This window comes from Gracilibacillus sp. Marseille-QA3620, assembly GCF_054950035.1.
Genome location: NZ_CM143102.1, coordinates 1,546,484 through 1,560,259 on the forward strand (window position 1 = coordinate 1,546,484; position 13,776 = coordinate 1,560,259).

At 42.8% G+C, this 13,776-nt stretch carries 12 protein-coding genes; all 12 read left to right on the forward strand.

All coding sequences use genetic code 11. The features are described from left to right. Positions 1-320 precede the first annotated feature (320 nt). A complete protein-coding gene (locus ACY8DX_RS07815) occupies positions 321-1,046 on the forward strand; it encodes a GntR family transcriptional regulator (protein WP_049671375.1) in 726 nt (241 codons plus the stop codon). A gap of 52 nt (positions 1,047-1,098) precedes the next feature. Further along, positions 1,099-2,187 (forward strand): BMP family lipoprotein, encoded by a 1,089-nt coding sequence (locus tag ACY8DX_RS07820; RefSeq protein ID WP_462406490.1) that lies wholly within the window; start codon positions 1,099-1,101, stop codon positions 2,185-2,187. A 185-nt stretch (positions 2,188-2,372) separates the two neighbouring features. Then, positions 2,373-3,908: an ABC transporter ATP-binding protein gene (locus tag ACY8DX_RS07825; protein WP_049671373.1), complete on the forward strand. Its 1,536-nt coding sequence runs from the start codon at positions 2,373-2,375 to the stop codon at positions 3,906-3,908. Then, positions 3,901-4,953 (forward strand): ABC transporter permease, encoded by a 1,053-nt coding sequence (locus ACY8DX_RS07830; RefSeq protein ID WP_049671372.1) that lies wholly within the window; start codon positions 3,901-3,903, stop codon positions 4,951-4,953. The genes ACY8DX_RS07825 and ACY8DX_RS07830 overlap by 8 nt, the downstream gene beginning before the upstream one ends. Further along, positions 4,954-5,913, forward strand: coding sequence for an ABC transporter permease (locus tag ACY8DX_RS07835; RefSeq protein WP_462406491.1), 960 nt, complete (start codon positions 4,954-4,956; stop codon positions 5,911-5,913). 252 nt (positions 5,914-6,165) lie between these two features. Then, positions 6,166-7,443: an EF-P 5-aminopentanol modification-associated protein YfmF gene (gene yfmF / locus ACY8DX_RS07840; RefSeq protein WP_462406492.1), complete on the forward strand. Its 1,278-nt coding sequence runs from the start codon at positions 6,166-6,168 to the stop codon at positions 7,441-7,443. Then, on the forward strand, positions 7,443-8,735 hold the full coding sequence (gene yfmH, locus ACY8DX_RS07845; RefSeq protein WP_462406493.1) for an EF-P 5-aminopentanol modification-associated protein YfmH: 1,293 nt from the start codon (positions 7,443-7,445) through the stop codon (positions 8,733-8,735). The genes yfmF and yfmH overlap by 1 nt, the downstream gene beginning before the upstream one ends. A gap of 167 nt (positions 8,736-8,902) precedes the next feature. Next, on the forward strand, positions 8,903-9,631 hold the full coding sequence (gene ymfI, locus ACY8DX_RS07850; protein ID WP_462406494.1) for an elongation factor P 5-aminopentanone reductase: 729 nt from the start codon (positions 8,903-8,905) through the stop codon (positions 9,629-9,631). A gap of 111 nt (positions 9,632-9,742) precedes the next feature. Then, the gene (locus tag ACY8DX_RS07855) at positions 9,743-10,534 is read left to right on the forward strand and encodes a DUF3388 domain-containing protein (RefSeq protein ID WP_049671367.1); all 792 of its coding nucleotides are present in this window, start codon (positions 9,743-9,745) and stop codon (positions 10,532-10,534) included. Between the two features lie 27 nt (positions 10,535-10,561). Beyond that, positions 10,562-11,458, forward strand: coding sequence for a helix-turn-helix domain-containing protein (locus ACY8DX_RS07860; protein ID WP_462406495.1), 897 nt, complete (start codon positions 10,562-10,564; stop codon positions 11,456-11,458). A gap of 97 nt (positions 11,459-11,555) precedes the next feature. After that, positions 11,556-12,128, forward strand: a complete 573-nt coding sequence (gene pgsA / locus ACY8DX_RS07865; protein ID WP_049672948.1) for a CDP-diacylglycerol--glycerol-3-phosphate 3-phosphatidyltransferase — start codon at positions 11,556-11,558, stop codon at positions 12,126-12,128. Between the two features lie 43 nt (positions 12,129-12,171). Continuing rightward, on the forward strand, positions 12,172-13,410 hold the full coding sequence (locus ACY8DX_RS07870; protein ID WP_462406496.1) for a competence/damage-inducible protein A: 1,239 nt from the start codon (positions 12,172-12,174) through the stop codon (positions 13,408-13,410). Positions 13,411-13,776 lie beyond the last annotated feature (366 nt).

Here is a 13,776-nt window from a genome sequence, read left to right on the forward strand (position 1 = left end):
TCGTAAACAGGTTTTTAAGCTGCTTTAGGATGGCTTATATACAAGAAAACGTTTTTAATAGGTCATGCTAAATGGAATAGAACGAAAATTTCAAAAATATAATCTTTTGGATGGTACAAAAGTCCTTTCAGTTAAAAAACATTGATTTAATAAGGTTTACGGCGCTTACATGGCGAAAATTCGTCAATTCGACAAGTGTGACATTATTTATATTTTAGGCAAACCTATTTATTTCTTCCAAAATCCATGATAAATTATGATTGGTTAGTAGATTTGTATCTTTTAAATGATTAGGAAATAAGTAACTTGGAGGAAAAAGGATGTCTATCAAACAGGACAACCGGCAGCTTTATCTGCAGGTAATCGACAAGATTAGACAAGATATTAGCTCGGGTGTCTATAGGGAACATGAGAAGTTGCCTTCAGAGTTTGCATGGGCAAAAAAACTTGGTGTAAGCAGAGCGACATTAAGGGAAGCACTTAGGGTTCTAGAAGAGGATAAGGTGATTATTCGCAGGCATGGGGTCGGTACCTTTGTTAATGCGACACCGCTATTTACATCCGGCATAGAACAACTTAATAGTGTAACTGATATGATTCGGGAAGCAAACATGACTCCAGGGACGATATTTCTTTCATCATCCATTGAAGGTGCAACGGAAGAAGATATGGAAAGGTTCAACTGTAAGAAAGACGAAAAGTTTCTGATAATAGAGCGAGTCAGAACCGCAAACGGAGATCCGGTAGTCTATTGCTTGGATAAGATGCCGATTCATGTGGTATCGGATGCTTCCATGTTTCAAGAAGAGTCGATGCTGGCCTTGCTGGAAGAGAAGGCGGGCGTGAAGATTACATATGCTGTCGCTGACATCGAGCCTATTGGCTATGATGAAAAGGTATCGCCTCTATTGAACTGTAATCCGGAGACAGCCCTTCTATTACTGAAACAAACTCATTTCGACAGTCAGGACAAGCCATATCTCCACTCTGCCAACTTTTTTAGAGCTGATAAGTTTCATTTTCATATTCTGCGTAAAAGAATTTGAGAAGGCTCATACTAAAAAAGCTACTGCCAAAATTATTTAGGGGGTTAAGAACGTGAAAAAACGCAAATTTGGAATGGCGTTGTCTCTCGTACTAGCTGCAGGAACTATTCTTGGTGCTTGTGGAAACAATGATGACAGCAGCAGCAGTGAAGGTGATTCAAAAAAAGATAATTTCACCGTCGCAATGGTTACTGATACTGGTGGCGTTGATGACAAATCCTTTAACCAATCTGCATGGGAAGGCTTGCAAGCTTTCGGTAAAGAAAATGGTTTGGAAAAAGGCAAGGACGGCTACAACTATTTGCAATCAGAATCTGACGCTGATTATACAACTAACCTAAACCAATTAGTCCGCCAAAAATTTGATTTAATCTACGGTATTGGGTTCTTATTGGAAGGCGCAGTAAAAGAAGCGGCAGATCAAAACCCTGACAGCCATTTTGCAATTGTTGACTCTGTAGTTGATGCAGACAATGTTGCAAGTATTACATTCAAAGAACATGAAGGTTCTTTCCTAGTTGGTGTAATTGCTGGTTTACAATCTAAATCTAATAAAATTGGATTTGTTGGCGGAGTGGAAAGTGAACTTATTAAAAAATTCGAAACTGGTTTCGTAGCCGGTGTTAAATCAGTAAACCCTGATGCAAATGTTCAAGTGAAATACACTGGAAGCTTCAGTGATGCTTCTCTTGGAAAAGCAACAGCAGAAGCTATGTACAAATCCGGCATTGATGTTATTTACCACGCTGCAGGCGCAACTGGTAATGGTGTATTTACAGAAGCGAAAAATATCAAGAAAAACGACCCTGATAAAGAAGTATGGGTAATCGGTGTAGACAAAGACCAAGCTGCCGAAGGTAAAATCGACGGTACTGACATGAACGTTACGTTAACTTCTATGGTTAAACGTGTTGACCTTGCAGTTAAGCAAGTTGCAACAGACGCTAAAGATGGCAATTTCCCTGGCGGTGAAGTTGTTGAATTCGGTCTTGATTCTGACGGTGTAGATATCGCTCCAACGACTGATAACTTAACTGAGGACATGATCAAGTCTGTTGACGAATACAAAGAGAAAATTAAGAATGGTGAAATCAAAGTTCCTGCTACTGAAAAAGAACTTGATGAATTCTTAAAAAAATAAAGAGAACGATGAAGGGATAAGGGCAACATCCTTATCCCTTCATTACCCTTGCATATGACTGTCTGACATCAGACCTCTTAGGGAAAATGGTAAAGGAAAGGTAGCGCAAGGGTGTAACATTGGGTTGCTTTTCTTTTGCCATCTTGCTTATGAATCTTCATGGAAATTAAAAGGAGTGAATATCCGTGAACTATGTTATTGAGATGTTAAACATCCGTAAAGAGTTCCCCGGCATTGTAGCCAATGATGATATTACCCTGCAGGTTAAAAAGGGTGAAATCCATGCGCTGCTAGGTGAAAATGGTGCGGGAAAATCTACATTAATGAATGTCCTGTTTGGTTTATATCAGCCAGAAGAGGGCGAAATCAAAGTAAATGGTGAAGCGGTTCGCATCACAAGTCCTAATATTGCGAATGACTTGGGAATCGGTATGGTCCATCAGCATTTCATGCTGGTTGACACGTTCACTGTTACAGAGAACATCATTCTAGGTAAAGAACCAACAAAAGCTGGCAAAATTGATTTGAAAGAGGCTTCTAGAGAAGTCCGCGAGCTATCAGAGCGCTATGGATTGAAAATTGACCCGGATGCGAAGATCTCTGAAATATCTGTTGGAATGCAGCAAAGGGTAGAAATATTGAAAACCCTCTATCGCGGAGCTGAAATCTTAATCTTTGACGAGCCGACAGCTGTATTGACTCCTCAAGAAATTAAAGAACTAATCCAAATCATGAAGAATCTAATTGCTGAAGGTAAATCCATCATTCTTATCACTCATAAGCTGAAAGAAATTATGGAAGTATGCGACCGCTGTACAGTTATTCGTAAGGGTAAAGGAATCGGAACGGTTAATGTCAGTGAAACGAATCCAAATGAACTGGCAAGTCTTATGGTTGGCCGTGAGGTAGTATTCACAACCGTTAAGAAGGATGCCAAGCCTGCTGAGGATGTTCTCAAAATCGATAATCTCGTTGTAAAGGATTCAAGAGGTGTTGACGCAATTCGAGGCTTGAATCTATCTGTACGGGCTGGAGAAATTGTCGGCATTGCCGGTGTTGATGGCAATGGTCAGACTGAATTAATCGAAGCTATTACAGGTCTTCGCAAGAGTGAATCAGGAAGCATTACCATTAATGGAAATGATATTATGAACAAGAAACCGAGAAAAATCACGGAAACCGGCATTGGTCATATTCCACAGGACCGACATAAGCATGGACTTGTTCTTGATTATTCTATTGGCGAAAATATGGTGCTCCAAACCTATTACAAAGAGCCATTCTCAAAGCATGGCATCTTGAAATTTAAAAATATCTTTGATAAAGCGAAGCAGCTTATTGCAGAATTTGATGTACGGACGCCGAGTGAGTTTACCCCGGCACGTGCCTTATCAGGCGGGAACCAGCAAAAAGCCATCATTGCAAGGGAAATTGACCGTAACCCTGACTTGCTGATTGCTGCACAGCCGACACGCGGACTCGATGTCGGAGCTATTGAATTCATTCATAGACGTTTGATTGAACAGCGTGATAAAGGCCGCGGGGTCTTGTTAATTTCATTCGAATTGGATGAAATCCTGAATGTAAGTGACCGAATTGCCGTCATCTATGAGGGGGCTATCGTAGCAGTTGTCGATCCTAAGAAGACAACAGAGCAAGAGCTTGGTCTCTTAATGGCAGGAAGTAAAGTGAAGGAAGCGGGGCAGGAAACACATGTATAAACGTCTATCAAATATACTAATCCCTGTAATCGCCGTTATTTTGGGTCTTATTGCAGGTGCTATCGTCATGCTGGCGAGCGGTTATAGCCCTGTAGATGGATATATCGCATTATGGGAAGGCATATTCAGTGACACATATTTTATGGGAGAAACCATTCGTCAAGTAACTCCCTATATCTTAGCAGGTCTAGCAGTAGCATTTGCTTTCAGAACGGGTCTATTCAATATTGGTGTTGAAGGACAATTCTTGATGGGGTGGCTTGCATCCGTATGGATTGGAACCTTATTCACCGATCTTCCACGACTCATTCACCTTCCGCTGGCTGTATTGGCAGCAGCAGTAGCCGGTGCGCTATGGGCATTCATTCCAGGCTTGCTGAAAGCGAAATTCCGAGTTCATGAAGTTATTACGACAATCATGATGAACTATATTTCTCTGCATGTTGTCAACTATATTATTTCGAATGTACTGACTGACCGATCTGATAAGACTGAAGCAATCGCGGGTTCTGCGACACTGCGTTCGGAATTCTTTGCAGCATTGACAGACAACTCAAGGATGCACTGGGGCTTTGCTATTGCCATTGCCGGTGCAATCATTATGTGGTTCCTATTAGAGAAGACCACAAAAGGATATGAACTGAAGGCGGTTGGGTTCAACCAGCATGCTTCTGAATACGCAGGAATCAGTGTTAATAAAAATATTATTTATGCCATGTTAATCTCCGGTGCATTTGCTGGTCTAGCTGGTGCGATGGAAGGTCTTGGAACATTTGGTTACATTGGTGTTAAAGGCGCTCATACAGGTGTCGGATTCGACGGTATCGCTGTTGCCCTTCTAGGTGCAAACACAGCCCTTGGTGTTGTTCTTGCTGCATTACTATTCGGCGGGCTGAAATATGGCTCATTGAACATGCCGCTTGAGACAGGCATTCCAACCGAGATTATTGATGTTGTCATAGCCCTGATTATTTTCTTTGTGGCTTCAAGTTATATTATTCGCGTCGTAATCAGCAAGTTTAGCAAGAAGAAGGGGGTGGAATAAGTGAGTTTCGTAGAAATTTTAGCTATACTTGTTCCTTCTACACTTGTCTATGCAGCTCCGCTTATTCTTACCGCTCTTGGCGGCGTGTTTTCTGAACGATCTGGTGTTGTTAACATCGGGTTGGAAGGGATCATGATTATTGGTGCATTCACAAGTGTCGTATTTAACTTAACATTCTCCGATTCATTAGGAAGCTGGACCCCTTGGGTTTCTCTAGTGGTAGCCATGGTTGTTGCGGGGATTTTCTCCTTGCTTCATGCCGTTGCGTCCATTACATTTCGTGCGGACCAAACGGTCAGTGGTGTCGCGATTAACATGCTGGCGCTTGGGGCGTCTCTGTTCCTCGTGAAATTAATCTATGGTGCTGGTCAAACAGACAAAATTGCTCAGCCTTTCTATAAGGAAGATATTCCGGTTCTTAGCGACATTCCGGTATTGGGCGATATTCTTTTCTCTGATGTTTACTATACTTCCATCATCGCAATCTTCATTTCGGTGATCGTGTGGTATGTTATTTATAAAACGCCGTTTGGGCTTCGTCTTCGCTCTGTTGGGGAACATCCAATGGCGGCAGATACGATGGGAATCAATGTAAATCGTATGAGATATATCGGGGTGTTCCTAAGTGGTATTTTAGGTGGTTTAGGCGGTGCTGTTTACGCGACGACCATTGCCCTAGATTTCAACCATGCGACCATTTCAGGCCAAGGGTTCATGGCCCTTGCCGCAATGATTTTTGGTAAATGGCATCCAATTGGTGCGATGGGTGCGGCATTATTCTTCGGATTTGCTCAATGTTTGAGTATCGTAAGCTCGATGCTTCCGTTCTTCAGTGAGATTCCGAACGTCTACCTGCTCATCCTTCCATATGTTTTAACCATTCTTGCCCTTACTGGATTTATCGGGCGTGCAGATGCACCGAAAGCATCCGGGCAACCATATATCAAAGGCAAGCGATAAGAATGAACGTTCAAGCAGGCAAAGGAAAAGGGGAAAATCCCTCTTACCTTTGCCTGCTTTTTTTATTCGAAACGATCATCATTGATTGTAAGCCCGCTCCTTTCTACATAAGTATAAGTAGGCGGGGCAGGTGCTGTCCCTTGCTTTATTTTCATTCAACCATGTATATTCAAACTAAAGGTTTAAAATCATTCTGTGAGACGAACAATATGGATAATTTAAGGATCAATCTCATATAGGGAGGTCAATGTTATGGCCGTATTAACTGAAAGAACGATAAAGCATCAAGGTGTAACTGTCCACTTTGTGCCTACGAGCAAGTACAAGACAAATACTTTGGTATGGAAAATGAAAGCCCCTTTAAAAGAAGAAACCGTTACACTTAGGGCGCTTCTTCCCAATGTACTCCAAAGCAATACGGAAACATTTCCAACCTCAACTGAATTCCGAAATCATCTTGACGGGCTATACGGGGCCAGCCTTTTTGCGGATGTAGGAAAAAAAGGCGAATATCACATCATGAGCTTTCAAATGGAGATGGTCAATGAAAAGTATCTATCCCATAAGGAGCCGTTACTCGAGCAAGCATTTGGGCTTTTAGCAGAGGTTTTGACGAAACCAAATGCCAAGGGAGGTCAATTCGACTCCAATACGGTTGCAAAGGAAAAGAGAGCGCTTAAACAAAGATTAGAATCCATCTATGATGATAAAATGCGCTATTCATCCCTTCGATTGACACAAGAGATGTGCGTGGAGGAGAATTACCGACTTGATGCAAACGGAATTGCCGACAGAGTTGAGGAGATTACGCCTGAATCCTTATATGCCTATTATGAACGTGCTTTCGCAGAGGATGAACTGGATTTGTATGTAATCGGGGACATTGAAGAAGAGCATGCAATGGATGTGGTCAACCGCTACTTCCAATTCGGTGAAAGAAAACCAGAGAGCGTATCGTACATAAATCATCAAGTACAAGAGGCGAAGGAGCTTCAAGAAATCCAGGACATAAAACAAGGAAAATTAAATATCGGGTACCGAACAAATATTACGTACAAGGACCCGGACTATTTTGCCCTGCAAATGTTCAACGGCATATTTGGCGCCTTCTCTCATTCAAAGCTGTTCATTAATGTACGTGAGAAAGCGAGCCTTGCTTATTACGCAGCTTCCAGGCTTGAAAGCCATAAAGGACTGCTTATGGTTATGTCCGGAATTGACAACAAGAATTATGAGCAGGCCGTTACAATCATTAAGGAACAAATGGAAGCGATGAAGCGCGGTGATTTCACAGAACAGGAAATCGTGCAAACAAAAGCAATCATTAAGAATCAATTGCTGGAAACGATTGATACCTCACGGGGGCTGACAGAGGTCCTCTATCATAATGTTGTGGCAGATCAGGATATTACGCTCGATGAGTGGCTCAGGCGCGTAGATGAAGTGACTAGAGAAGATATTATTGCCTGCGGGGAGAAAATTGTGCTCGATACAATCTACTTCCTTCATGGAATGGAGGTGGCTGAATAATGGAAAAACAAATCTTTGAACAGCTGCAGGAAGAGCTATATGTTGAACAGATGGATAATGGATTATCGGTTTATATATTGCCGAAGCCTGGTTTCAACAAGACTTATGCCACTTTCACAACGAAATACGGCTCTATTGATAATCATTTTAAAGAACCAGGGGCTGAGGATTTCTCACGTGTGCCGGACGGCATCGCTCATTTTCTTGAGCACAAGCTGTTTGAAAAGGAGGATGGCGACGTATTCCAGCAATTCAGCCGACAGGGAGCTGCGGCTAATGCATTCACCTCCTTTACACGTACAGCTTACTTATTTTCCAGTACCTCTGATGTCGAAAAGAATCTTGAAACCTTGATTGATTTTGTGCAGGAACCGTATTTCTCTGACCAAAGCGTGGAAAAAGAGAAAGGAATCATCGGACAGGAAATCATGATGTATGATGATAATGCTGATTGGCGGCTTTATTTCGGCATTATCGAGAATCTGTATCACAATCATCCAGTCAAAATCGATATTGCTGGTACGGTGGAATCTATTGCTGGAATTACGAAAGAGCTGCTCTACCAATGTTATAATACCTTCTATCACCCAAGTAATATGCTCCTTTTCATCACGGGGCCGGAAGATCCGGAAACAATCATGAAGCTTGTCCGGGATAATCAGGCGAAAAAGGAATTCACGAAACAAGGAGAAATCAGCCGCAAATTTGATGATGAACCGGCATCAGCAGCGATTAAGGAGCGCTCCATTCAAATGCATATACAGTCACCTAAATGTGTCGTCGGTATAAAAGCCGCTGACACAGATCTGCAAGGGATGGAAATGCTTAAACAGGAGCTATCAATCGGCCTGTTTCTCGAATGCACTTTTGGCAAGAGCTCTGAGTATTATGAGAGCCTGTTTGAGTCAGGAATGATCGATAATTCCTTCTTTTATGATTATACACAGGAATATGGCTTTGGCTTTGGGATGATCGGCGGTGATACACGGGAGCCTGATCAATTGGCTGAACGAATTAAATCCATCTTATTTGAAGTGAAAGAGGGCGGGTTCTTGACGGAAGAAAAGCTCGATGCCGTTAGAAAGAAACGAATTGGCGGCTTTCTTCGCTCATTAAATTCATTGGAGTCCATCGCGAATCAATTTACACGGTATGCTTTCAATGAAATGGAGTTATTTGATGTCGTTTCTGTCCTTGAGGAATTGACATTGGCCGACGTGCAGAAGGCGGTTGACGGGTTGATTGAGAAGGACCGCCTCTCCGTTTTTCAAATACTTCCTTCTTCATCTTGAAGACTTTCTGTTCCATATGCTTGGTTCACACCAGCATATGGAACAGTTTTTTTATGCAGCAGAGTCAGAAACAATTTACCAATTGAGATTGATGGTTTTCCTTTTAGCCGCCAACCTTTATAATGAAAAGGATTGTTAGTGTTTATTGAAGTAAGGGGTATGGTAAGATGTCAGAAAAATTCGCACTCATCACGGGTGCCAGCGGAGGAATCGGCCGTGCTATTGCCCGCCGGATGGCATCAGAGGGCTGGAATCTATATTTACACTATCACCAAAACGAAGCCGGAATTCATGCACTGGCAAAAGAGCTGGAGCAGTATTCGGTTAAGATAGAATTGATTCAGGCTGACTTGGGCAGCCAAGATGGGCATCTGCCCATTGTGAAACGGATTTCAGACCTTGATGCGGTGATCCTGAACAGCGGAGACAGCTATTTTGGCCTAGTGACAGATATGTCTGATGAAGAAGCCCGGAGGATGATAACACTCCATGTGACAGCTCCGTTCTTACTTACGAAAGGGCTGCTTGGCAGGCTTATTCAAAAGCGGTCTGGAAATATTATTGCTGTTACATCTATCTGGGGGGAAATAGGTGCCTCCTGTGAAGTGCTGTACTCCATGGTTAAAGGCGGGCAGAATACGTTCGTGAAGGCACTGGCAAAAGAAGTGGCTCCCTCAGGGATTCGAGTAAATGCCGTATCACCGGGTGCGATTTCAACACCGATGCTTGCTCATTTTGACGAGGACGAATTGAGCGAATTGGCTGAAGAAATTCCAATGGGAAGACTTGGTCGTCCTGAGGAGGTAGCGGGTGCGGTATCCTTCCTGCTATCAGAGGATGCTGCCTATATGACAGGGCAGGTTTTGTCTGTGAATGGGGGATGGAGCACAGCCTAAAATGTCAGATTGGTTTTTTTACTTTTCAGTCCACTGGAAATCAGATATGATTAGACTTAAGGAAAATATTGAGGGAATTTGTCAAATGATTTTTCCTTTGGAGGGGACGAAATGGAGAAGAAAGAATGGTATTTTGAGTACGAGATTCAAATTAACCGTCCCGGTCTGCTAGGGGACATTTCGTCATTGTTGGGGATGCTTTCCATTAATATCGTAACAATCAACGGTGTTGATGAAGGACGGAGGGGCATGCTCCTTCTCGCGAAAGATCATCGTCAAATCGAGAGGCTCGAATCAATTTTAAATACAATGGACACGATAAAGGTAACGAAATTGAGAGAACCAAAGCTGAGAGACCGCTTAGCTGTCAGACACGGCCGGTACATACAACGTGACGCGGATGACCGCAAAACCTTCCGTTTTGAACGGGAGGATTTAGGGCTGCTTGTAGATTTCATGGCAGAGCTCTTTAAGCAGGAAGGACATAAAATGATTGGCATCCGGGGTATGCCGCGTGTTGGAAAGACCGAATCGATTGTAGCGGCAAGCGTGTGTGCCAATAAGCGCTGGCTGTTTGTGTCCTCGACCCTGCTAAAACAAACCGTGCGCAATCAATTGATTGAGGATGAGTACAACGAAAACAATTTATTTATTTTAGATGGAATCGTATCGACAAGAAGAGCTAATGAAAAGCATTGGCAGCTTGTCCGGGAAATTATGAGGCTTGATGCAATCAAAGTGATTGAACACCCAGATGTATTTATACAAAATTCTGAGTATACGATGAATGATTTTGATTATATTATTGAACTCCGCAATGACCCAAATGAGGTCATCACCTATGAGACTGTCAATAATCAGCCTCTTTTTGGTGAATCAGAATTTGGTTCGTTTGAATTTTAAGAACTATAGTGAGTAGAAGGTGTTTAAATGACTGAACTAGGAAAAATATTAAAAGAAGCTCGTGAAGCCAAGGGGCTGTCATTGGATGATTTACAGCAAATCACCAAAATACAGAAGCGGTATTTAGTTGGAATTGAAGAGGGAAACTATGACATGATGCCGGGCAAGTTCTACGTCCGTGCCTTCATTAAACAATATGCAGAAGCGGTTGGCTTGGATGCGGAGCAATTATTTGCAGAGCATCAGACGGATATTCCAAAGGCAGTCCAGCAGGAGGAAGTTCCACAAAATCTTTCTCGTGTTCAATCCAAAAAGTCAACATCAATCGCTGTTCAGGACTCTAAATGGGTTGACCTTCTTCCGAAGATTTTGATTGCCGTTGTCCTAATCGCCGTTGCTGCGGTGATCTATTATTTCGTGGCCAAGGCAATCAGCAATAACGATGGAAGCGAAACGCCAAATGAAAGCAACCAGCAGGTTCAGGTTGAACAAGGAAAAAACAATGCTCCTGATACAGAGGAGAAGGCAACAGAGGAAACAACAGAAGACGAGAAGCCAGCAAAAGAAGATGAGGCGGATTCTGAGGATGATAAAGAGAATGAAGCAGCTGCCGGTGAGCTCAAACTAGCCTCTTCAAGCGGTAATTCCTCCACATATGAATTATCGAATGCTGACGAGTTTAAGGTATCTGTCAAATCTACAGGCGAGACGTGGGTTACTGTGAGGGATTCAAACGGAAAGACGCTGTTTAATAATATGATTACAGCCGACAATCCTCAGGAATTTGACCAAACAGACGACACCAAAATCACCTTGAATATTGGACGCTCAACAGATACAGAAGTATATGTCAATGATGAGAAAGTTGACTATGCATCAGATTCCATCGTTCAAAACATTACCATTAATTACACGAAGGAATAACCGCAGGAGGTCATCAATGGTGATGGCCTTCTCATCTTTCCTTATACATAATAGGCAGGCATGCCAGGAAAATAAAAAGCAAAGTGAGGAACATCAAGTGAATTTACCAAATAAGATTACTGTATCAAGAATTTGTATGATTCCTATTTTCATCATCATCATGATGCTTGATTGGGGAGTTTGGACAATCAACGGAGTAGAGCTTCCAATCGCTCATTTTGTCGGTGCCCTGATTTTCATTATTGCCTCAACGACAGACTGGGTTGATGGATACTACGCTAGAAAGCATAACCTCGTTACCAACCTTGGAAAGTTTCTGGATCCTTTAGCGGACAAGCTGCTCGTATCTGCCGCTTTAATTATCCTAGTTGATTTGCATGCAGCGCCTGCATGGATTGTCATTTTAATTATCAGTCGTGAATTTGCTGTAACCGGCCTGCGTCTTATTTTGGCCGGTGGAGGAGAAGTCGTTGCTGCCAACCAGCTGGGCAAGATCAAAACATGGACACAGATTATTGCCATCTCAGCTTTGCTGCTTCATAATCTGCCGTTTGAATGGATTTCATTTCCGTTTGCTGACCTTGCCCTTTATGTAGCTTTATTCTTTACAATTTGGTCTGGGTGGGACTACTTTGCAAAGAATAAACATGCGTTTTCAAATTCAAAATAAGGGTATCATTCCCATATAATTCGCTGAATGGAAGGTGTATGGAATGAATGCTGAGATTATAGGCGTGGGTTCAGAATTGCTGCTTGGCCAGATTGCCAATACAAATGCGCAATTTATCTCCAAAGGCTTAGCAGAGATTGGTGTGAATGTTTATTTCCACACAGTGGTAGGAGATAATCAAGAACGATTGAGACAAGCCATTGAGACAGCGGAGCAGAGAGCTGACCTGATTATATACACGGGAGGCCTTGGACCGACCAAGGATGATTTGACGAAGGAAACCGTTGCTGAATACATAGGGAAGACCTTGATTACAGATCATAAATCAATGGAGAACATTGAAGATTACTTTGCGAAGGTCGGACGCCCGATGACGGAGAATAACCGCAAGCAGGCTCTCGTGATCGAGGGCTCTGAAATCCTGCCTAATAATCACGGTATGGCTCCTGGGATGGCCGTTTCTCATGGGAATATTATTCATGTGCTTCTTCCCGGGCCGCCAAGCGAAATGCAGCCGATGTATAAAGATTACTTAGAGCCATTTCTTTTGAAGGATATGGGAAGAAGGGAGCGGATTGAATCAAGAGTTCTCCGCTTTTTCGGAATCGGGGAATCCCAGCTTGAAACCGATATCGAGGATCTTCTTGATGCACAAACGAATCCGACCATTGCCCCTTTGGCGGCGAATGGAGAGGTTACCCTTCGAATTACGGCCAAGCATGAAACAGCTGCGGGGGCTGAGGAGCTGATTAAGAAGGCGGAAGAGGAGATTCTCAGCCGTACAGGGCAATATTTCTATGGGTATAATGATACGACGCTCATGAAAGAAGCCATCGCCTTATTGAAGGAACGTGAATGGACAATCTCTGCAGCGGAAAGCCTGACAGGAGGCATGTTCCAGGAAGAGCTCACACGAATTCCTGGAGCGGGTCTCATCTTGAAAGGCGGGATTGTCTGCTATACGAATGAAGCTAAGCAAAAACTCCTTCAAATTAAAGAATCAACCATTAACGAGCATGGAGTTGTCAGTGAGGCATGTGCAATCGAGATGGCCGAAAACATCAAAAAACTGCTTGGCTCTGATGTCGGCATCAGTTTTACTGGAGTAGCAGGCCCGGATGAACTGGAAGGAAATCCGGTTGGGACTGTCTATATAGGCCTCTCTCTGCCAGGCAGAAAGCCTTTCGCCAAGAAATTAAACCTTGGCGGAATGCGTGAAGGAAACCGGGTACGCAGTGTGAAATATGGCTGTCACTTCTTGGTGCATGAGCTGAAACAATAAGCAGGAATTGATTGATTATGAAGGCTCCCCGAGCGCAGCTTAGGATCGCCTCCGACTGAAACGAAAATCAACCCGTAAGATTAACAGAGCTATTGTGAAAAGGGACTTAGAAGATGCTTCTTAGTTCCTTTTCTTTTTGTCTGCTGCAATGTTTCTTATTGTTTCTTAATCAAGTAAAATGAACATTCAGTTCATTTTTTGCTGGGAAAAGACAAATATATATAGGGAATATCGCCTTTTCAGCCTATATTGCTGGACGAAAACTATGCGAATAAATGTTCGGTTTTTACTTGGCAAATGGACGTGGATGAGGTATAGTATAGATATGTACTAACAAGATTATAGGCAATTGTTTTCATATAGATA

Excerpts from the sequence above, each read along its gene's own strand:
- ACY8DX_RS07815 (WP_049671375.1), top strand. The coding sequence starts at position 321 with ATGTCTATCAAACAGGACAACCGGCAGCTTTATCTGCAGGTAATCGAC.
- ACY8DX_RS07830 (WP_049671372.1), top strand. The coding sequence starts at position 3,901 with ATGTATAAACGTCTATCAAATATACTAATCCCTGTAATCGCCGTTATT.
- yfmF (WP_462406492.1), top strand. The coding sequence starts at position 6,166 with ATGGCCGTATTAACTGAAAGAACGATAAAGCATCAAGGTGTAACTGTC.
- yfmH (WP_462406493.1), top strand. The coding sequence starts at position 7,443 with ATGGAAAAACAAATCTTTGAACAGCTGCAGGAAGAGCTATATGTTGAA.
- ymfI (WP_462406494.1), top strand. The coding sequence starts at position 8,903 with ATGTCAGAAAAATTCGCACTCATCACGGGTGCCAGCGGAGGAATCGGC.
- ACY8DX_RS07855 (WP_049671367.1), top strand. The coding sequence starts at position 9,743 with ATGGAGAAGAAAGAATGGTATTTTGAGTACGAGATTCAAATTAACCGT.
- ACY8DX_RS07860 (WP_462406495.1), top strand. The coding sequence starts at position 10,562 with ATGACTGAACTAGGAAAAATATTAAAAGAAGCTCGTGAAGCCAAGGGG.
- ACY8DX_RS07870 (WP_462406496.1), top strand. The coding sequence starts at position 12,172 with ATGAATGCTGAGATTATAGGCGTGGGTTCAGAATTGCTGCTTGGCCAG.